The following is a 20,643-nucleotide window of genomic DNA, read 5'->3' as shown; positions in this document are numbered from 1 at the left end:
GGCAGCCTAGTTGGCGAGCGGGCCAGGTGCTGTGGCACGGCGAATGGGCTACCGTTCTGCAAGCTGACCGGGGAGCGGGGAGAGGAGCACGGGGTGGAAGAGCTGGCTGTGGGTGCGATCCGGACGATCGGGGCCGACCACATCGCGCTACGCGAGCAGGTGCTGGCGGAGCTGCGGCGGCGCATCGTCGACGGCGACTACGCGCAGGGCGAGCGCCTGACGGAGACGCGGCTGGCCGACGACTTCGGCGTTTCGCGCAACCCGGTCCGCGAGGCGCTGCGGGTCGTGGAGGCCGAGGGGTTCGTGCAGATCCTGCCGCGCCGCGGTGCTGTCGTCGCCACCCTCGACGAGACCGCCGTGCGCGACCTCTTCGCGGTCCGCGAACAGCTCGAGACCCTCGCCGCCGGCCTGGCCGCGGAGCGCGCCGGCGAAGCTGACATCGCTCGGCTGCGGCAGCTGTGCGACGACGCCCGAGCCGCCACCGAGGCGCAGGACTTCGGCCGCGTCGCCGAGCTGAACAGCGACTTCCACCGCGCGGTGATCGAGGTCAGCGGCAACCGCTGGCTGCACTCGATCTCGGCCGCCATGTACCACCACGTGCACTGGGTCTTCCGCGTCGGTGCCGCCCAGCGAGCCCCACACTCCTCCGAGGAACACGTCCGCCTCGTCGACGCCATCGCCGCCGGCGACGCCGCAGCCGCCACCACCGCGGCCCGCGTCCACGTAGAAGCCGCCGCCAAAGCAGCCCTAGGTCCCCGCCCCACCGCCTAGCCCCATTTTCGCCGGCCCGCCAGCCACCTTGGAGTCCTTCACCCATAACCAAGGGTGCGGCCCGATCGGCGACTGTGCGAACTGTGTCGCCAGCAACCGATTGCCGGCAGCACGGAAGTCACAGTCGACGGCAACTCGTCCCACTCACCACGGTGGCTTCGGTGGCGGGCCGGATGTGCGGTCCAGGTCGACTGTGAGGACAATGCCGCCGGTAATCGATGGACAACAGCACACAGGCCACAGTCGAGCGCACACTCCTCACACTCGGCACGGTGGCTTCGGTGGCGCTGGCGGAGGGGCACCCCGATGCGGTCAGCGGCCGACGGCGTAGCCCTGCATGCCGCGGGGGTTGGCGGCGGCGGACACGACTCCGTCCGAGTCTCGCCGTACGGCGCACAGCCGGCCGAGGCTCCACGGGTCGGACTCGGTCACCACGTGCCCGCGGCGTACCAGCTCGTCGCGGACCGTGGGGCCCAACCGGCTCTCGATCACCAGCCCACCCGGCTCGGTCTCGCGCGGATAGAACGACGACGGGAACCCGGTCGTGTGCCAGGCCGGCGCGTCGATCGCCTCCTGCAACTCCATCCCGCCCGCAAGGTGCCGCAACAGGAACAGCAACTGCCACTGATCCTGCTGATCTCCGCCCGGCGAACCACACGCCACCACCGGCCGCCCCTCCCGCAGTACCAACGTCGGTGTCAGCGTGGTCCGCGGACGCTTGCCCGGGGCAAGTGACGCCGGCAGTCCTTCCTCCAGCCAGAACATCTGCGCCCGGCTCCCCAGACAGAACCCCAGCTCCGGAATCGTCGGCGACGACTGCAGCCACCCACCACTCGGCGTCGCCGAGATGATGTTCCCCCAGCGATCCACCACATCCACGTGACACGTGTCGCCGCGCGTGACCCCGTCCCGCGCCACTGTCGGTTCCCCAACCGTGGCGTCGGTCAAATGGTTGCCCGCGGCAAGCGACTGCAGTCGCGGCACCCGCCCGTCCGGCGAACCCGGCCGCAACTCGACCGTCGCCTCCGAACCCACCAGCCGCGCCCGCTCAGCGGCGTACGCGGGGGAGAGCAGCGCCTTGAGCGGTACGTCGCCATCGCCGTACCAGGCCTCGCGATCCGCGTACGACAGCTTCATCACCTCGACCGTCGTGTGCACCCCCTCGGCGCTGTTCAGATCGACATCACCAAGCTCAGCCAGTACGGCGAGCGACTGCAGCAGCGCCGGTCCCTGACCCCAAGCCGCGGTCTTCGCAACCGTGTGCCCGTTCCAGTCGAGCGTGGCCGCGTCCTCCCAGCTCGCCGAGAACGCCGCCAGATCGTCCGCGGTGATCAGGCCGGCGTGATCCGCGCCGCTGGAATCGCGATGCGGTAGCCGCGAGAACCTGTCGATGGCTTCGGCGACGAACCCTTCCCGCCAGGCCTTCCGCGCCTGCTCGAGCTGCGCGACCCGATCCGCGCCGGCGGTCTCGCCCTCGACCACGAGCCGCTCGAGGGTAGCGGCGTACGTCTCGTTCCGGAACATCCCCGTCGGCGGGCCGTCCTGCAGCCATAGTGCAGCCGACGTCGGCCAGTGCTCCGTGAACAGTTGCTGCACCTTCGCGACCGTCTCGGTCACACGCGGTACGAGCGGATGCCCGTTGCGCGCGTAGTCGATCGCCGGTTCCAGTACGACGCGCAGCGGCAGCGTGCCGTGGTCGCGGAGCAGCAGCAACCACGCGTCGACCGCGCCCGGCACAGTCGCGGCCAGCGGCCCCGATCCCGGCACGAGGTCCAGCCCGAGCGACCGGTAGTGCTCGATGGTGGCTCCGGCCGGAGCGACCCCCTGACCGCACAGCACCCGCGGCGTCGGATCGTCCGCCGTCGCCACGATCGCCGGCACCTCACCACCGGGCCCGTTCAGATGCGGCTCCACCACATGCAGTACGAACCCCGCGGTCGCGGCCGCGTCGAACGCGTTCCCGCCGAGCTCCAGCATCCGCATCGCCGACTGCGACGCCAGCCAGTGCGTCGACGAGACCATGCCGAACGTGCCGCGCAATGTCGGCCGGGTGGTGAACGTCATCAGGCCACTCCCTCTGCAGTTCGTACGTCCGGTCCGCTTCCGTCGTCCGCGACCAGGTGACACGCAACCTGGTGTCCACCCGATCCGATCACACGCGACTCCGGCACGATCGTCCGGCACCGCTCGACCGCGACCGGACACCGGGTGTGGAAACGGCAGCCCGGTGGCGGATCGATCGCCGACGGCAGGTCATCGCCCAGCAACACCGGCGTTCGCTGCCGCTGCGCCACTGGGTCGGGCACGGGCGCGGCCGACAACAACGCTTGGGTGTACGGGTGAGCCGGCGTACCGAAGATGCGGGCGCGTGGGCCCTGCTCGACCAGCTGACCCAGATACATCACCGCGACCTCATCAGCGAGGTACTCGACCGCCGACAGATCATGCGTGATGAACAAGCACACAAACCCCAGGTCCCGCTGCAGATCAGCCAGCAGATTCAGTACGGCGGCCTGGACGGACACATCGAGTGCACTCGTCGGCTCGTCCGCTACCAGCAGCCGCGGTTCGGAGATGAGTGCGCGGGCGATGCTGACGCGCTGGCGCTGTCCACCGGACAGCTCGTGCGGAGAGCGCTGTGCGACCTCGGGGCGCAGTCCTACCCGTCGCAGTGCTTCAGCGACCTGACCGGCGATGTCCTTGCGACGCGTCAGCCGCAGTGGTTCCCCAACGATGTCTCCGACCGACAGGCGCGGGTCTAGCGAGCCTGCGGGGTCCTGGAAGACGATCGAGACGTCTCGCCGGTGTGAGCGGAGCTGGCGCCGGTTGAGGTGTGTGATGTCGGCACCGGCGAGCCGGACGGTGCCTCCGGTCGGTTCGAGCAGTCTGACGATGCAGCGACCGACTGTGGACTTGCCGGAGCCGCTCTCGCCGACCAGCGCGACAACCGTGCCCGCCCGGACCCGCAGGGTCACGCCGTCGACCGCACGGACCGGTCCGAAGTGCATGACGAGGTCCTCGACCTCCAGAGCCAGTTCGGTCATGAGACTCCTACCGGGTTCCAGCACGCCAGTCCGTGCTCGCTGGACGTCAGTTGCGGCTGAGACGTCGTACAGGTGGCTAGGGCTCGGCTGCAGCGGTCGGCGAAGGTGCAGGCGTCGGGCTGTTCGGACAGCACCGGCACCAGGCCTGGGATCTCGTCCAGCCTGTCGGTGTCCGCGTGCCGGCCGACGGCGGGGGAGGCGCCGAGGAGACCTGCTGTGTAGGGATGTTGGGGGTGCGCGAAGAGCTCGTGCACTTCTGCGGTCTCGACGACGCGACCGGCGTACATGACAGCGACCCGGTCGGCGAGAGCGGCCACGACTCCGAGGTCGTGGGTGATCAGCACGATGCTCGTACCGAGCCGCTCGCGCAGACCGCGCAGTACGTCGAGGATGCCGGCCTGGATCGTCACGTCGAGCGCGGTAGTCGGTTCGTCGGCGATCAGCACCTTCGGATCACAGGCGACCGCCATCGCGATCATCACCCGTTGCCGCATGCCGCCCGACAGCTGGTGCGGATAGTCGTCGACCCGGCGCTCGGCCGAGGGGATCCCGACCAGCTTCAGCAACTCGATCGATCGGGTCCGGGCCGCGCTCCGGCTCGCACCCAGGTGCGTGCGAAGCACTTCGCCGATCTGGTCGCCGACGGTGAAAACCGGGTTCAGCGAGGTCATCGGCTCCTGGAAGATGTACGCGATCTCGCGGCCGCGGATCGAGCGCAGCGTGCGCTTGTCCGCCCCGATCAACTCGACCCCGTCGAGCCGCACGGATCCGTCGACCCGCGCCGACCGGGGGAGCAGCCCGGCGAGACTCATCGCCGTCACGCTCTTCCCGCAGCCCGACTCGCCCACGATCGCGAGCACCTCGGATTCGCCCACCTCGAGCCCGACCCGATCCACCGCCGACAACCGACCGTCCTCCGTGCGGAAGGAGATAGACAGGTCCCGCACCTCCAGCAGGGTGCTCATCGGCGGCTCGCCTTCGGGTCGAGAGCATCGCGCAGACTGTCGCCGACGATGTTGAACGCGAGCGTCAGCAGCATGATCGCCAGCCCTGGCATCACCGCCGCCCACGGCGCCCGCGCGGCGAACTGCTGCGCGTCCGACAGCATCGTGCCCAGGCTCGGCGCCGGCGGCTGGATGCCGAGCCCGAGGAACGACAGCACTGCCTCACCCAGAATCGCGGCCGGAATCGCCACCGTCGCCTGGACGATGATCACCGAGGCCGCGTTCGGCAGGATGTGCCGCCCGAGCACCCAGGCATCACTCGCCCCTTCCACGATCGCCGCGGCCACGAAGTCCAGCGACTTGAGCCGCAGCGTCTCCGACCGGACGATCCGGATCACCCCCGGAATCTGCGCGATCCCGATCGCGATCGCGGCGTTGCCAAGACTCGCGCCCCGGATCGCGGCCAGCCCGACGGCGAGGATCAGGAACGGGAACGCCAGCACCAGATCGGTCAGCCGCGAGATCAGCGCGTCGATCGCTCGGAAGTACCCAGCCATCAGACCCAGCGGTACGCCGATCACGAGCGACGTCGCGACCGCCAGCAACCCGACATGCAGCGACGCCCGCAGTCCGAACATGATCCGCGAGATCACATCCCGGCCGAGATCATCGGTCCCGAGCAGGTGGCCCGCCGTACCGGGTGGTGCGAAGGCTTGGTCCAGCCGGGTCAGCGTCGGCTCGTAGGGCGCGAGCAGATTGGCGAAGACCGCCAGCACGATCGCAAGCACCAGTACGACGAGGCCGGTGATCGCGAGCGGGTTCCGCAGGATCCGCCGGACGACGCGGCTATTCACCGCGCACCCGGATCCGCGGATCGATGACCGAGTAGAGCAGGTCGACCAGCAGATTGATCACGATGTACGCCGTCGCCGTCACCAACACGACCGCCTGAATCACCGGATAATCGCGCTGGAAGACGGCATCGACCGTCAGCTTCCCGAAACCCGGTAGCGCGAAGATCCGCTCGGTCACCACAGCGCCCGAGATCAACGCGCCGAGCTGCAGACCGACGATCGTGACCACCACGATCAAGCTGTTGCGCAGTGCATGACGCCCGATCACCGAGCGCGGCGGCAGGCCCTTGGCCTCCGCCGTCCGGATGTAATCGGCGGACAGCGCATCCAGCATCGAGGACCTGGTCTGCCGCATGATCACCGCGGCCAGCCCCGTCCCGAGAATCAACGCCGGCAGCACAAGGTGGTGCAGATTCGCCACCGGATCAGTGAAGAACGGGACGAACCCAGACGCGGGAAAGAGGCCGAGGGCAACGGAAAGATAGAGGATCGCCATCAGCCCGAGCCAGAAGTTCGGTACCGACAACCCCAGCAGAGCGAGCGCGTTCGCCGCCCACTCGGCCGGCCGCCCCCGCCGTACGGCGGCGATCACGCCCGCGCCGACACCGATCACACCGGCCACCAGGATCGCGAGGACCGACAGCTCGATCGTCACCGGCAACGCGCCCGAGATCATCCCGACCACCGGCTCACCGGTCCGGATCGACTGACCGAGATCACCACGCGCCGCATGACTCACGAACTGCCAGAACTGCACGAGCCAGGAGTCGTCCAGGCCGAACTGCTCCCGGATCGCCCGCAATGATTCCGGATCGCGGTCCTCACCGGCCAGCGCCAGCGCCGGATCACCGGGCAGCGCGCGGACACCGGCGAACACCACGATCGTCGCCAGGACCAGCGTCAGCGCCGACTGCCACAGCCGGTGGAAAAGGTACCGGCTCACTTGGCGAACCCCGCGAACGCGGTCCGGATCACTCCGTCCGGGTAGGTCTGCACGCCGAGCACCTTCTTCGAGACGCCGGTCAGGTTGCGCTGGCGGTACAGGTAGATCAGCGGTTCGTCCTGCTGCAGCTTGGCGACGACGTCGCCGTACAGCTTGATGCGCTGTGCCTTGTCGGTCGCCTGACGCGCGTCGGTGAGCAGCTTGTCGACGTCCGGACTGCTGTAGCCGGCGACGTTCTGGCTGCCGGTCGTGCCGACGAAGTTGAAGATGTTCGCGTCGGGGTCGACCCGGCCGGACCAGCCGAGCTGCAGGATCTCGAAGTCGCCGCGGTCCTGCTGGTCGAGCAGCGAGGCGTACTCGACCGGCTTGATCACCAGCTCGAATCCACCGTCCTTCACCATCGCTTGCAGCGCCTGCGCGAGCCGCAGACTGTCCGGGTTGTTCGAGGTGATCATCGAAACCTTGTACGGCGTACTGACGCCGGCCGCAGCAAGCAGCTCCTTCGCCTTGGCTGGGTCATGCGCCGGACACGCCTGGGCGGCCTCGGACGTGAACTCGCTCTTCGGCGAGATCGGCGAGCACGCGACCGTGTTCAGCCCGTTGAAGATCGACTTCACCAGCGCGGCCCGGTCGATCGACAGGTCGAGTGCCTGCCGGACCCGCGGGTCCTTCGCGATCGGGGTGTCGAGTTGCTTGAGCGGGTTGCCGACACCGTTGGCGTTCGCGATGTTGATGGTCACGCCCTGGTAGCCGAGCGACTGCGACTGCAGGACGCTGATCGTGCTCTCCTTCTGCAGCGCGGGAGCGTCCTGGGAAGACAGCGAGTCCGCGATCTGGGCGTCGCCGGCCTTCAGGTTGGCCGAGCGGATACTCGAGTCGGTGATGATCCGGTACTCGATCGCGTCCAGGTGCACCTTGGCGGCGTCGTAGTACTGGGGATCCTTGACGACCTTGATCGAGTTCTGCGCGACGCGGTTCGCGAACTTGAACGGGCCGACACAGGCCGGAGCGGTGGAAAAGTTCGCTCCGAGCTTGGTAACCGCGGCCGGGCTCAGCACCATGCCGGCCCGGTCCGCGAGCGCGGCGGTGAGCGGGGCGAACGGCTTGGACAGCTTGATCACGACGGTGTTCGGATCGGGCGTCTCGACCCCACTGATCGGGCCGAGCTCGCTCTTCCGCGCCGAACCTGCGAGCGTCAGTCCGCGCTCGATCGTCGTCTTCACGGCCGCGGAGTCGAAGGTGCCGCCGTCGGCGAACTTCACGCCTTGGCGCAGCGGGATCGTCAGGCTCAGTCCGTCGGGTGCGATGGTCGGCAGCGCGGTCGCGAGCTGCGGAACAACCTTGGCGTCCGGGCCGAGGTCGTACAGCTTCTCGCACATCGTGTGGAAGACGTACCGCGAGTACAGGCTGCGGGACAGCGTCGGATCGAGTTTGTCGGGATCCGCGGAGAGGGCGACCGTCAGCGTGCCGCCGGCCTTCACCTGCGCCGGATCCGCCGGGTCACCGAACACATCGCTCTGGCTGTCCGCGGCCGCCGGCCCGTCCGCGGCCGCCGGCCCGTCCGCGGCCGGCTGCACCGGAGAGCAGCCGGCCGCGACGAGCGCGAGGGCGGTGACGGTGGCGAACACGAACGGACGTCGAGGAGACATCACAGGCTCCCTGGCTAGGCGGTTCCTCGACTGTTTCATGTATACAAGCCACCTGCGCAAGCGATTCGGCGAGTTTTCCCGAACCTTTGCTCAGCCCTCGACGGGGTAGGTCAACGCACCGCCCGGTACGGCGTGATCACCGAGCGCGAGCGCCATCAGGCTCGGCCCGTCGTACTGCGGGTGCCGGATCCCGAACTCGGTCGCCTGCCGAAATCCGAACCGCGGGTAGTACTCCGCATGCCCGAGCACGACCACCGCCGGCTCCGGCCGCCCCTGAGCGCGTGCGAGAACAGCCCGCACGACAGTGTCACCGACGCCTTGCCCCTGGTACGCCGGCCGCACGGCCACCGGCCCTAGTGAGAGCACCGGCGTGGATCCCACACTGGCGAGCGTCAACAGCGCGTACGCGATCGGCCGCTCATCGGCGGTAGCGACGTACACGAATTCGGGCAGCCAGGCTGCCGGCTCGGCGCGCAACGCATCGAGATAGTCGACCTCGTACTGCCGGCCGAACGCTTCCAGCGTGATCTCGCGCAGTACCTGCTCGTCGGCAGCTGCGGCGACACGGGTCTTCCAAGAAATGAACAACAGAGATTGCCTCTCGGCGAGAAGGGATGAGTTGAGTGACCGTCCGGCTATCGCGGTTACGCGACAGCGCCGGTTCGCGCGGTCATCAACTCACCTCCTCAAGCTCCGAAGCCGACCCGAGCTTAGCCGTCGCCGAACCGCCGTTCCCACCGATTTTTCACCAGCACCCGGCCGGCCGCGCAGTGCGATTTGCCTGGCTGGCCACTCATATCGGGGGTTCGGTACTCATCACCACGGTGGAGAACCCCCAACTTCGGTGCCCAGGCAGTCAAATCGCGGCGCGGGGGGTGGGCCGCCGGGGGAGGTGGTTGCGGCGGAGAGGGGGCGTCGGGGCTGGTGGTGGTGGCGAAGGGGACGGGTGTGGTCCGGGGCGGGCCGCTGGGGGGATGGGCTGGTCCAGGGTGAGCGGGTGGGGTGGCCGCAGGGAGAGGGATGGGGTGGCTGCGGGGGCTGACGGGGGAGGTCGGGGGGTCGGGCCTGGTGGTGGTGATGAAGGGGAGGGCGGCGGCCGGCGGTGGCTGGCGCCGGGGAGGCAGGGGTGATCGAGCTCCGTCGCTCGGTCATCCGAACCGTCACAGAGGGAGCTAGTTACAATGACACTTGTACAAGAGGTCTTGTCTAACCGCTAGACGCGTGCGCTTTTTGGAAGGGGAAAACAAACACAGCCAAGGCGGCCGGGGTCAGGCGTCGACGGTGAGGGCTATGAGGGGGTCGGGGGATGCGGGGCCGGCTGGCGTCCAGGTGCCGTCGACCAGGCGGTAGCCGTGCCAGTTGCCCTGGCGATCGAGCCGCAGCTGCGTGTCCGGGTGGATCGTCAAGCGGTTGCCCGCGACGGCAACGTCCTCGAGCTCCTCCATGACCAACTCCGTGCGCGCCTTCGTGAGCTCGAGCGCACTCGGCTCCCACGCATGCTCCAGTACGTCGAGGCCTGCGACCCCGCCGTACTGCCAGGCTTGCACGCCGAGCGCGAGCTCGGTCGGCTGCCGGGTGGCCTCGGCGAGCGGCGCCAGCAACTCCGGGAAGTCTGCCGCCAGGCGCACGGCGTCCTGCCACTCGTCGAGCGGTTGTGGCTCCGGCGTGCCGTTGAGCAGCGCGATCAGCAGCGCCCGCGCTCGACGGGATGCGTCCAGCACGAGCATCGGCAGCACGCCGGCCGCCATCGACGGCGGCGGTTCGATGCCGCTCACGGCCAGTTCCTCCAGCTGCACCTTCGGCGGCACTGCGGGAAGATCGGGCAGCTCGCCCATCACCCTCGACTCGGCCGCTACCTCAACCTCAACTTCAGCCTGAGGCTCCGCGCCAGCCGACCGCGCCACGAGCTGATCAAGCAGCAGCTCGCGCGACCGCCCGCGGAGGTGCAGCAACACGAACGGATCAGAGTCGAGGAGCCACGCGACCTGGTAGGCCAACCCGGCCGCGTGCTGGCACGGCAGCTCCCAGTCGTCGCAGGTACAGCTCGGGTCCAGATCACCGATGCCCGGCAGCAACGCGACACCGGCTGCCTCCGCGGCCTCGACCAGATCGTGCGGCATCTCGCCGTCGAGAAGCGCGGCGATGTGACCCGCCCGCGCCGCGACCTGCTCCAGCAACTGCTCCCACTCGGCCTCGGTCAGCTCGTCCACCCGGACGACGACCTCGTAGGTGTCATCGGGGGAGTAGACCGTCGCGCCGATCCGGCCCGGACTGATCGTGATTGTCCCGACGTGGCCGGAGTTCGCGTACCGGCGGCCCTTCAGTAGCTGCGCGTTGTCCAGCGAGGTGTCCTCCAGCGCCTGCACCCACGCGCGTGCCCACCACGAGCGACCGCGCGTGCTCCGGCGTTGCGCCGGGAACGCCGGGTAGCCCTGTGCCGTACTCATCGCAGACCTCCCCGCAGCTCGACCAGATCGGCGAGCTCGCTGTCCGACAACTCGGTGAGCGCCGCCTCGCCGCCGGCCAGGACGGCATCTGCCAGTTCGCGTTTGGCTGCGAGCATGGCCGCGATCCGGTCCTCGATGGTGCCCTCGGCAATCAAGCGGTGCACCTGCACCGGCTTGGTCTGCCCGATCCGGTATGCCCGGTCGGTCGCCTGATCCTCGACGGCCGGGTTCCACCAGCGGTCGTAGTGCACGACGTGGTCGGCGCGGGTCAGGTTGAGCCCGGTACCGGCCGCCTTCAGCGACAGCAGGAAGACCGGTACGTCGCCCGCCTGGAACCGCTCGACCATCTCCTCGCGCTTCCGCACCGGCGTCCCGCCGTGCAGCAACTGCGTGCCGATCCCGCGCGTGGCGAGATGCCGCTCGAGCAGTCGCGCCATCGCGACGTACTGCGTGAAGACGAGGACGGCGCCGTCCTCCGCGACGATCGTCTCGACGAGCTCGTCGAGTAGTTCGAGCTTCCCGGACCGGCCGGTCAGCCGAGCGTCCTCGCCCTCTTTCAGATACTGCGCCGGGTGATTGCAGATCTGCTTGAGTCCGGTGAGCAGCTTCACGATCGCGCCTCTGCGCGCCATCTGATCGCTCGCCGCGATCGCCGCCATCAGCTCCCGCACGGTCGCCTCGTAGAGGACGGTCTGCTCACGCGTCAGCGAAACGGTCTGATCTGTCTCGGTCTTCGGTGGCAGCTCGGGCGCGATGCCCGGATCGGACTTCTTCCGCCGGAGCAGGAACGGGCGAACAAGCTTGGCGAGCCGGTCGGCGACTTCCTCGTCCTTGTCGGCCTCGATCGGCGTCGCCCACTGCGTACGGAAGGTGCTCAGCCGCCCGAGCAACCCCGGCGTAGTCCAGTCGAGAACCGCCCACAGCTCCGACAGGTTGTTCTCAACCGGAGTACCGGTCAGCGCTACCCGCGCCTGCGACGGCACGGTCCGCAGCGCCTTCGCCGTACCTGACGAGGGGTTCTTCACATGCTGCGCCTCATCAGCGACCACCAGGCCCCAGCGATGCGCCGCGAGTCGGGCGGCATCGCGACGAAGCGTCCCGTACGTCGTCAGCACGAATCCGTCGTCGGCGCCGTCGAGCGAGCGCGCCGAGCCGTGGAATCGCCGCACCGGCGTGCCGGGCGCGAACCGATTGACCTCGCGCTCCCAGTTGCCGAGGAGAGATGCCGGACAGACGACCAGAGTCGGCCCAGCGGTCCCGGCCGCCTCCTGCCGATGCAGGTGCAGCGAGATCAAGGTGATCGTCTTGCCGAGACCCATGTCGTCGGCGAGGCAGCCACCGAGACCGAGTGAGGTCATCTGCGCCAGCCAGCGCAGACCGCGCAGCTGGTAGTCCCGCAGTGTTGCCTGCAGCCCGGCCGGCGCGTCGACGAGCTCGTCGCCGCGCTCGGGATCCATGATCCGGGTGCGCAGCTCGGACAGCCACGCGGTGGGCTCGACCTTGACCTGGCGGCCATCCACCTCGGTGGTCCCGGTCAGCGCCGCGCTGAGCGCGTCGATCGGCGTGACCGGTTTGAGGATCCGCTCGCGTGCCTTGCGGGCGAGCTCCGGATCGATCAGCATCCACTGGTCACGCAGCCGGACGACCGGCCGGGTCGCCTCGGCGAGCTGGTCCAACTCCTCCTCGGTCAGTGGATCGTCGCCAAGGGCAACCTGCCAGCGGAAGTCGAGGGTCGCGTCGCCGCCGAAGAAGCTCGGCAGGTCACTCGGCCGGCGCTCGGGAGCGGTGATCGCGGCGCGCGCCTTGAGGTCCCGCCCAAGACTGCGCGGCCAGTGCAAGTCGATCCCGGCCGCGGTCAGCCGAGGCCCGGAACCAGCCAGCAGATCCGCGACCTCTTCGCCAGCCAGCTCCAACTGATCCGGTACGGCGGCGTCCAGCAACCGAGCTAATGGCGGCCAGACGCGTCCGGCCCGGCGGATCGCGAGGGTCGCGTCGATCCGGGCTCGCGGTCCGAAGCCCGGCACCTCGGTGGCCCAGACATCGTCCGCGTCGCGCACGAGGGTCGGATCCTTGAGGCTGTGCAGTTGCACGATGGCATGGAACGCCTGGCTCTCCGACATCTCGATCCGCAACGAGACCCGCACGCCGCTGTCGAGCCCGACCGACACCTCGTCGGCCCACCGCCGAAGGCCCTCGGCGCGCTGGGGTGCCTTCGCCGCGAACAGTCCACCGCCCTGCGCCTTGGCCGCAGCCGGCGAGCGCGGCATTCCGTCGGCCACCGCATCCCAGAAGGCGCGCACGAGCGCCTCGGCCGCGAGCTCTCCGGTTACCCCGTCCGGTGGCATCGCTTCGGCGAGCGCGACCAGCCGGGTGACGTCAGCCGGGTCGAGCGGTCCCATCCGCCAGGCGTCGTTCCCGTCGGGGGAGACGCCGGGCAAAAGCTTGCCCCGAGCAACCAGCTGGAGCGCGGCCACGGCGGCCGAACCCCAGAAGGCCGCGGTCGGATGGGCGGCCGGCTCGCGCCGCATCCGCCCCAGCATCGGTACGGCGTCCGCCACGCGCACGCTGACCGCGCGGACCGATCGCACCTCCGACTCGACCGTGACGTCGAGCCGGACCTGTTCGCCGACCCCGAGCGGCAACTCGCCACCGTCCGGATCCCAGAACACCACTCGACCGTCCCGCGGCGGATCCGCAGGCTCGAACCCGACCGCACACCCCGACAGAGCAGACAACCGCACTCCCAACCATTCCGACCGACGTCGACCTCGTTACCGCGGTTGCCTCAGACCGTGAGCACCTCCGCGTCGCTGGGCCCGGCGCCGGGCTGCTCGAACTGGGTGCGGTAGAGCTCCTCGTAACGACCGCCGGCCGCGAGCAGACTCGTGTGTGTGCCCTGCTCGACGATGCGGCCGTCCTCGATCACGAGGATCTGGTCGGCGGCGCGGATCGTCGACAGGCGGTGCGCGATGACGACCGCCGTCCGGCCGGCGAGCGCCTCGGTCAGCGCGGCCTGGACCGCTGCCTCGTTGGTGGAGTCGAGTGCGGCGGTGGCCTCGTCGAGGATGACGACCCGGGGCTGGGCCAGCAGAAGGCGCGCGATCGTCAGCCGCTGACGCTCGCCGCCGGAGAGCCGGTAGCCGCGCTCACCCACGACGGTGTCGAGGCCGTCGGGCAGTGACCGGATCAGGTCCTCGAGCCGGGCCCGGCGCAGCGAGTCCCAGAGGTCATCCTCGGCTGCCTCGGGGCGGGCGAGCAGCAGGTTCTCCCGGATCGAGTCGTGGAACAGGTGACCGTCCTGGGTGACCATGCCGAGCGTTTCGCGCAGGGACTCGGCCGACACGTCGCGGACGTCGACCCCGGCGAGCTGCACCGACCCCGAATCCACGTCGTACAGCCGGGGGATGAGCTGGGCGATCGTCGACTTGCCGGCGCCGGAGGAACCGACCAGGGCGACCATCTGACCAGGTTCGGCCCGGAACGTCATGTCGTGCAGGACCTCGACGCCGCCGCGCGTGTCGAGCTTCGCGACCTCCTCCAGGGAGGCGAGCGAGACCTTGTCGGCCGACGGGTAGGCGAAGTTCACGTTGGTGAACTCGACCGAGACCGGGCCTTCGGGGACCTTGCCGGCGTCCGGCTTGTCCTGGATGAGCGGCTTGAGGTCGAGCACCTCGAAGACGCGCTCGAAGCTGACCAGCGCGGTCATCACCTCGAGTCGCGCGTTGGCGAGTGCAGTAAGCGGTGCGTAGAGGCGGGTGAGCAGCAGTGCCATCGACACCACGGCGCCGGCGTCCAGCTGGTTGCGCAGCGCGTAGAACCCGCCCAGCCCGTAGACCACGGCCAGCGCGAGCGCCGACACGAGGGTCAGCGAGGTGACGAAGACCCACTGCACCATCGCGGTCCGGACGCCGATGTCGCGCACCCGGCGGGCCCGCGCGGCGAACTCCGCCGATTCGCGTGCCGGTCGCCCGAACAGCTTGACCAGGGTGGCGCCGGGCGCCGAGAAGCGCTCGGTCATCTGGGTGCTCATGGTCGCGTTGTAGTCGGCCGCCTCGCGGCCGAGGGCGGCCAGCCGGCTGCCGACCCGGCGGGCCGGGATCACGAAGACCGGCAGGATGATCAGTGCGAGCAGCGTGATCTGCCAGGAGACGCGCAGCATCACCACGAGGGTCAGGGCCAGCATCACCAGGTTGCTCACGACTCCGGAGAGCGTGTCGCTGAAGGCGCGCTGCGCACCGATGACGTCGTTGTTGAGCCGGGAGACGAGGGCGCCGGTCCGGGTGCGGGTGAAGAACGCGATCGGCATCCGCTGGATGTGGTCGAAGACCGCGGTCCGCAGGTCGAGGATCAGCCCTTCGCCGATCCGGGCGGACAGCCAGCGGGTGAGCATGCTGATGCCGGCCTCGGCGACGGCGATGACCGCGATCAGTACCGCCAGGCGCACGACGGTCCCGACGGCCTTGCCGTCGACGATCGCGTCGACCACGCGGCCGGCCAGCACGGGCGTCGCCACGGCGAGGATCGCCGCGCCGACGCTGAGCACGAGGAACGAGATGAGTTGCCGCCGGTGCGGGCGGGCGAACGCCAGGATCCGGAGCAGGGCCTCCTTGGAGAACGGGCGTCTGTCGTCTTGTGCGTGCATCGCGTGGTACAGCGAGTTCCACGCGGTCATTTCCATACTCACAGCGGGCTCCACGGCGTCGGTCGATCGGGGTGGTCGATGATTCCGTACCTCACCGACAATTTCCGACCGTAAGACCTCAACGAAACTTGAGGTCAATCTCCGATCGAACTGGGTACAGTGTACGCATGTCCCAGGAGTACACCGGTAGCGGCGACCCGGCGAAGAGCCTCGAGCTGCTCTGGCGCAAGCGGCCGCAGCCGACCCGAGGCCCGAAGCCGGCGCTGACCGTCGAAGGCATCGTCGAGGCCGCGCTCCGGGTCGCCGATGCGGAGGGGATCGCGGCGATGTCGATGCGCCGGGTCGCCGACGAGCTGGGCGCCGGCGCGATGACGCTGTACCGCTATGTGCCCGGCAAGGCCGAGTTGCTCGACGTCATGCTCGACACCGTGTACGGCGAGCTGCCGAAGCGCGTCGTACCGGGGGACTGGCGGGCGAAGCTCGACGAGGTCGCGCGCGAGAATCGCGAGCTCTACCTCAAGCACCCGTGGATGCTGCACGTCGCGGTGAGCCGGCCGCCGCTCGGTCCGCAGGTGATGGCGAAGTACGAGTACGAGCTGGCCGCGGTCGAGGGGATCGGGCTGAGCGATGTCGAGATGGACGCGACGGTTGCGCTGATCAACGGTTATGTGCATGGCGCGGTGCGGGCGGCCGTGGAGGCGCGGCAGGTCATCCAGCACTCGGGGATGACCGACAAGCAGTGGTGGCTGGCCCATGTCCCGCATCTCGACCGGATCGCCGATATCGACAGTTTCCCGCTGGCGACGCGGGTCGGGACCGCGGTCGGGGACGAGTTCGACGCACCGTACGACTCGGATCACGCCTTCGAGTACGGCCTCGGGCGGTTGCTCGACGGCGTCGCGGCACTGGTGAAGAATCGCCCGTAAATGCAGTTGTGAGTGAGTACTCACTCAGTTAGTCTCGTCGGGTGACACCACGAGCCACACCGCTACCCCCGGACGAACGGCGTGCCGCGATCATCGCGGCCGCACTGCCGTTGTTCGAGGAGCACGGACCGGACGTGAGCACCAAGCAGATCGCCGAGGCGGCAGGGATCGCCGAGGGGACGATCTTCCGCGCCTTCGGCAGCAAGGAGGCGTTGATCGACGCCTCCCTGGCCAAGGCCTTCGACGTCAGCGACCTGCTGACCGAGCTGATGGCCGTGGACCGGGCCTTGCCGCTGCGGGAGCGCACGATCGCGGCGGTCGAGGTCGCCCAGCGGCGCCTGCGCGGGCTGTTCCGGCTGATGTTCGCGCTGCGGCTGGCCCGGCCGCCGGACCTGAAGAACCAGACGTCCATGGACGAGGCCCGGCGCAAGCGCCAGTCCGACCTGGTCAACATGGCGTTCGCCGACCTGCTCCAGCCGGATTCGGACCAGCTCCGGTTCTCGCCCGAAGAAGTCGTACGACGTCTGCAGATGGTCACGTTCTCCGCGACCCACCCAATGATTTCCGGCGGCCAGGTGCTGACCGCCGAGGAGATCGTCGACTTCGCGTTCGACGGTGTCCGCAGATCCAACTCAGGGGATGATCGATGTTAGTTCGACTCTTGCGTACGCACCTGCGTCCGTACGCGGGATACCTGTCCCTGGTGGTCGTCCTGCAGCTGGTCGGGACGATCGCCTCCCTCTACCTCCCCAGCCTCAACGCCGACATCATCGACAACGGCGTGGCCAAGGGGGACACCGGCTACATCATGAGCACCGGCGGCTGGATGCTCGGCGTCAGCCTGGTGCAGATTCTCTGTACGGTCGTCGCGGTGTATTTCGGGGCCAAGTCGGCCGCGCTGTTCGGGCGGGACGTCCGGGCCGCGGTGTTCCACCGGGTCGGTGAGTTCTCGGCCCGCGAGGTGAACCAGTTCGGAGCGCCGACGCTGATCTCGCGCAGCACGAACGACGTCACCCAGGTGCAGATGCTCGTCGTCACCACCTGCACGATGCTGGTCGCGGCGCCGATCACGATGGTCGGCGGACTGTTCATGGCCATCCGTGAGGAGGCCGGTCTGGCCTGGCTGGTCGCGATCGCCGTACCGCTGCTGGCCGGGTCGATCGGGCTGATCGCGAGCAGGATGGTGCCGCAGTTCCAGCGGATGCAGAAGTACGTCGACGGTGTGAACCGGGTGCTGCGTGAGCAGATCACCGGCATTCGGGTGGTCCGGGCGTTCGTCCGCGAGCCGCACGAAACCACGCGGTTCGCCGCCGCCAACTCGGACCTGACCGACTCCGCGACCCGGGCCGGCCGGCTGATGGCTCTGGTCTTCCCCGTGGTGATGCTGATCCTGAACGTGTCCAGCGTCGCGGTGCTGTGGTTCGGCGCCTCCCGCGTCGAGAGCGGCGCGATGGAGGTCGGCGAGCTGACGGCGTTCCTGAGCTACCTGATCCAGATCTTGTTCTCGGTGATGATGGCGACCTTCGTGATGATCATGGTGCCGCGAGCCTCGGTCTGCGCGGACCGGATCAGCGAGGTGCTGAACACCGACTCGTCGGTGCGGCCGCCGGCCACGCCGATCAAGGCCTTCACCGGTCAAGGTCACCTGACGCTGGAGAACGCGTCGTTCAAGTTCCCGGGCGCTGCCGAGCCGGTACTGCGGGACGTCAGTTTCGAGGCGTTGCCGGGCCAGACGACCGCGATCATCGGAAGTACCGGCGCCGGCAAGACGACGTTGCTCTCGCTGGTACCGCGACTGATGGATGCGACCGAGGGTCGCGTGCTGGTGGACGGCATCGATGTCCGCGAGATCGAGCCGGAGTCGCTCTGGGAGCGGATCGGGCTGGTGCCGCAGCGTCCGTACCTGTTCTCCGGGACCGTGGCCAGCAACCTGCGCTACGGCAACCCGGACGCCACCGACGAGGAGTTGTGGACCGCGCTGGAGATTGCCCAGGGCAAGGACTTCGTCTCGTCGATGCCGGCCGGGCTCGAGTCGCCGATCGCCCAGGGCGGAACGAACGTCTCCGGTGGTCAGCGGCAGCGGCTGGCGATCGCCCGGGCGCTGGTCCGGAAGCCGGAGATCTATCTGTTCGACGACTCGTTCTCGGCGCTCGACCTGGCCACCGACGCCCGCCTGCGGGCGGCGCTGCGGCCGGTCACGCGGGAGGCGTGCGTCGTGATCGTGGCGCAGCGCGTCTCCACGATCGTGGACGCCGACCAGATCATCGTGATCGAGGACGGCGCGATCGTCGGCAAGGGCCGCCATGACGAACTGCTCGACACCTGCCCGACGTACGTCGAGATCGTCGAGTCCCAGCGTTCCGCGGAGGAGGCAGCATGAGCGAGGAAGTGGCTGCCCCTGAGGGCAAGCAGACGGTGAAGGCGACCGAGCGGCCGACCACGGGCCGGGCGTTCGGGCCTCCGGGCGGTATCCCGGGGGACAAGTCGATGAACTTCGGTCCGTCGGCCAAGCGGTTGCTGAAGCGGCTGCGGCCGCACCGGGTGAAGGTGTCCGGGGTGATCGTGCTCGCGATCTTCAGCGTCGGCCTGTCGGTGCTGGGCCCGAAGATCCTCGGCCGCGCGACCGACATCATCTTCGCCGGTTTCATCGGCAAGAAGTTCCCGAGCGACATGACCAAGGAACAGGTCATCGAGCAGACCCGCGCCGCCGGCAACGGCCGGATCGCCGACCTGCTCCAGGGCGTCGACCTGGTGCCGGGGATGGGCATCGACTTCGATGCCCTGCGCAACGTTCTGCTGATGGTGCTGGCCCTGTACGTCGGTGCCTTCTTCCTGTCCTGGATGCAGGGCTACATCCTGAACGGCGTCGTCCAGCGGACCGTCTACGACCTGCGCTCCGAGGTCGAGGACAAGCTGAACCGGTTGCCGCTGAGCTACTTCGACGGCGCACCGCGTGGTGAGCTGCTGAGCCGGGTCACCAATGACATCGACAACATCTCGACCAGCCTGCAGCAGACCCTGAGCCAGCTGCTCACGTCGCTGCTGACGGTGATCGGCGTACTGACCATGATGTTCGTGGTCTCGCCGTTGCTGGCGCTGATCGCGCTGGTGTCGATCCCGATCTCGATGATCGTGACCGCGGTGATCGCGAAGCGGTCGCAGGCGAAGTTCGTGGCGCAGTGGCGGCACACCGGCGCGCTCAACGGCCAGATCGAGGAGGCGTTCACCGGGCACGAGCTGGTGAAGGTCTTCGGCCGGCAGAAGGAGATCGAGGCGTCGTTCGCGCAGAAGAACGAAGAGCTGTACCAGGCCGCGTTCGGGGCGCAGTTCATCTCCGGCCTGATCATGCCGCTGATGATGTTCGTCGGGAACCTGAACTACGTGGTGATCGCGGTCGTCGGTGGACTGCGGGTCGCGTCGGGTCAGCTGTCGCTGGGTGACGTCCAGGCGTTCATCCAGTACTCGCGCCAGTTCACCCAGCCGCTCACCCAGGTCGCCTCGATGGCGAACCTGCTGCAGTCCGGCGTCGCGTCGGCCGAGCGTGTCTTCGAGGTCCTCGACGCCCAGGAGCAGGTGCCGGACGACGAGACCCCGGAGACCGTCACGCAGGCCCGTGGCCGGGTCGAGTTCGAGCACGTGTCGTTCTCGTACAACCCGGACAAGCCGCTGATCACCGACCTGAGCCTGGTCGCCGAGCCCGGGATGACGGTCGCGATCGTCGGCCCGACCGGCGCCGGCAAGACCACGCTGGTCAACCTGATCATGCGGTTCTACGAGCTGAACGGCGGCCGGATCACCCTCGACGGCATCGACATCACCGAGCTGACCCGGCACGACCTGCGCTCGCGGATCGGCATGGTCCTGCAGGACACCTGGCTGTTCGGCGGCACGATCCGCGACAACATCCTCTACGGCAACCTCGGCGCCACCGAGGAGGACATGCTGGCCGCGGCCAAGGCGACGTACGTCGATCGGTTCGTGCACAGCCTGCCCGACGGCTACGACACGGTCATCGACGAGGAAGGCAGTAATGTCAGCGCCGGTGAGAAGCAGCTCCTCACCATCGCCCGCGCGTTCCTGGCCGACCCGCAGTTGCTGATCCTCGACGAGGCGACCAGCTCGGTCGACACCCGCACCGAGGTCCTGGTGCAGCGCGCCATGGCCGCCCTGCGCTCCGACCGCACGAGCTTCGTCATCGCCCACCGCCTCTCCACCATCCGCGACGCCAACCTGATCCTGGTGATGGAGAACGGCGCCATCGTCGAACAGGGCAACCACAGTCAGTTGCTCGCCCTCGACGGTGCCTACGCCCGCCTCTACAACGCCCAGTTCAGCGGCGCCGTCGCCGGCATCGACGCCGAGCCGGTCCCGGCCGGCCCACCCGGCGCCCCAGCTCTGCGCAGCTGACCTCCGAAGCGCTCTC

15 protein-coding genes are annotated in these 20,643 nt (G+C 68.8%); 5 read left to right on the top strand and 10 right to left on the bottom strand.

The features are described 5' to 3' along the window. Positions 1 to 93: 93 nt before the first annotated feature. Positions 94 to 771, top strand: a complete 678-nt coding sequence (locus tag ABZS29_RS37535) for a GntR family transcriptional regulator (protein ID WP_355469667.1) — start codon at positions 94 to 96, stop codon at positions 769 to 771. 312 nt (positions 772 to 1,083) lie between these two features. Here the strand turns inward: ABZS29_RS37535 and ABZS29_RS37530 are convergent, their stop codons facing one another. From ABZS29_RS37530 to ABZS29_RS37485, 10 genes are all read right to left on the bottom strand, one after another. Continuing rightward, positions 1,084 to 2,835 carry a gamma-glutamyltransferase family protein gene (locus ABZS29_RS37530; protein ID WP_355469665.1) on the bottom strand — a complete coding sequence of 584 codons (1,752 nt, stop codon included), beginning with the start codon at positions 2,833 to 2,835 and terminating at the stop codon, positions 1,084 to 1,086. After that, complete coding sequence (locus tag ABZS29_RS37525) at positions 2,835 to 3,815, bottom strand: oligopeptide/dipeptide ABC transporter ATP-binding protein (protein ID WP_355469663.1); 981 nt, start codon at positions 3,813 to 3,815, stop codon at positions 2,835 to 2,837. Before ABZS29_RS37525 ends, ABZS29_RS37530 begins: the two co-directional genes overlap by 1 nt. Further along, positions 3,812 to 4,780, bottom strand: coding sequence for an ABC transporter ATP-binding protein (locus ABZS29_RS37520; RefSeq protein ID WP_355469662.1), 969 nt, complete (start codon positions 4,778 to 4,780; stop codon positions 3,812 to 3,814). The genes ABZS29_RS37525 and ABZS29_RS37520 overlap by 4 nt, the downstream gene beginning before the upstream one ends. Further along, positions 4,777 to 5,613, bottom strand: a complete 837-nt coding sequence (locus ABZS29_RS37515; RefSeq protein WP_355469660.1) for an ABC transporter permease — start codon at positions 5,611 to 5,613, stop codon at positions 4,777 to 4,779. Before ABZS29_RS37515 ends, ABZS29_RS37520 begins: the two co-directional genes overlap by 4 nt. Continuing rightward, positions 5,606 to 6,556, bottom strand: coding sequence for an ABC transporter permease (locus tag ABZS29_RS37510; RefSeq protein ID WP_355469658.1), 951 nt, complete (start codon positions 6,554 to 6,556; stop codon positions 5,606 to 5,608). The genes ABZS29_RS37515 and ABZS29_RS37510 overlap by 8 nt, the downstream gene beginning before the upstream one ends. Then, on the bottom strand, positions 6,553 to 8,205 hold the full coding sequence (locus ABZS29_RS37505) for an ABC transporter substrate-binding protein (RefSeq protein ID WP_355469656.1): 1,653 nt from the start codon (positions 8,203 to 8,205) through the stop codon (positions 6,553 to 6,555). Before ABZS29_RS37505 ends, ABZS29_RS37510 begins: the two co-directional genes overlap by 4 nt. 90 nt (positions 8,206 to 8,295) lie before the next feature. Beyond that, on the bottom strand, positions 8,296 to 8,793 hold the full coding sequence (locus tag ABZS29_RS37500) for an N-acetyltransferase (protein WP_355469654.1): 498 nt from the start codon (positions 8,791 to 8,793) through the stop codon (positions 8,296 to 8,298). Between the two features lie 680 nt (positions 8,794 to 9,473). Beyond that, positions 9,474 to 10,652 (bottom strand): SWIM zinc finger family protein, encoded by a 1,179-nt coding sequence (locus ABZS29_RS37495; protein WP_355469652.1) that lies wholly within the window; start codon positions 10,650 to 10,652, stop codon positions 9,474 to 9,476. Beyond that, positions 10,649 to 13,387 (bottom strand): DEAD/DEAH box helicase, encoded by a 2,739-nt coding sequence (locus tag ABZS29_RS37490; RefSeq protein WP_355469650.1) that lies wholly within the window; start codon positions 13,385 to 13,387, stop codon positions 10,649 to 10,651. The genes ABZS29_RS37495 and ABZS29_RS37490 overlap by 4 nt, the downstream gene beginning before the upstream one ends. Positions 13,388 to 13,437: 50 nt before the next feature. Continuing rightward, a complete protein-coding gene (locus ABZS29_RS37485) occupies positions 13,438 to 15,324 on the bottom strand; it encodes an ABC transporter ATP-binding protein (RefSeq protein ID WP_355469741.1) in 1,887 nt (628 codons plus the stop codon). Positions 15,325 to 15,461: 137 nt separating this feature from the next. On the opposite strand from ABZS29_RS37485, the gene ABZS29_RS37480 reads away from it, so the two are divergent. The 4 genes from ABZS29_RS37480 to ABZS29_RS37465 are packed head-to-tail and all read left to right on the top strand — an operon-like array spanning position 15,462 to position 20,627. Further along, positions 15,462 to 16,220: a TetR/AcrR family transcriptional regulator gene (locus tag ABZS29_RS37480; protein WP_355469648.1), complete on the top strand. Its 759-nt coding sequence runs from the start codon at positions 15,462 to 15,464 to the stop codon at positions 16,218 to 16,220. Positions 16,221 to 16,261: 41 nt separating this feature from the next. Further along, a complete protein-coding gene (locus ABZS29_RS37475; RefSeq protein WP_355469646.1) occupies positions 16,262 to 16,873 on the top strand; it encodes a helix-turn-helix domain-containing protein in 612 nt (203 codons plus the stop codon). Further along, positions 16,867 to 18,600: an ABC transporter ATP-binding protein gene (locus ABZS29_RS37470; RefSeq protein WP_355469645.1), complete on the top strand. Its 1,734-nt coding sequence runs from the start codon at positions 16,867 to 16,869 to the stop codon at positions 18,598 to 18,600. The genes ABZS29_RS37475 and ABZS29_RS37470 overlap by 7 nt, the downstream gene beginning before the upstream one ends. Next, complete coding sequence (locus ABZS29_RS37465) at positions 18,597 to 20,627, top strand: ABC transporter ATP-binding protein (RefSeq protein WP_355469643.1); 2,031 nt, start codon at positions 18,597 to 18,599, stop codon at positions 20,625 to 20,627. Before ABZS29_RS37470 ends, ABZS29_RS37465 begins: the two co-directional genes overlap by 4 nt. Positions 20,628 to 20,643 lie beyond the last annotated feature (16 nt).

It is taken from the genome of Kribbella sp. NPDC005582 (assembly GCF_040605415.1).
Lineage (GTDB): Bacteria > Actinomycetota > Actinomycetes > Propionibacteriales > Kribbellaceae > Kribbella.
Note: the sequence above shows the minus strand (reverse complement) of the source record. Positions and strands in the feature narration are given on the sequence as shown.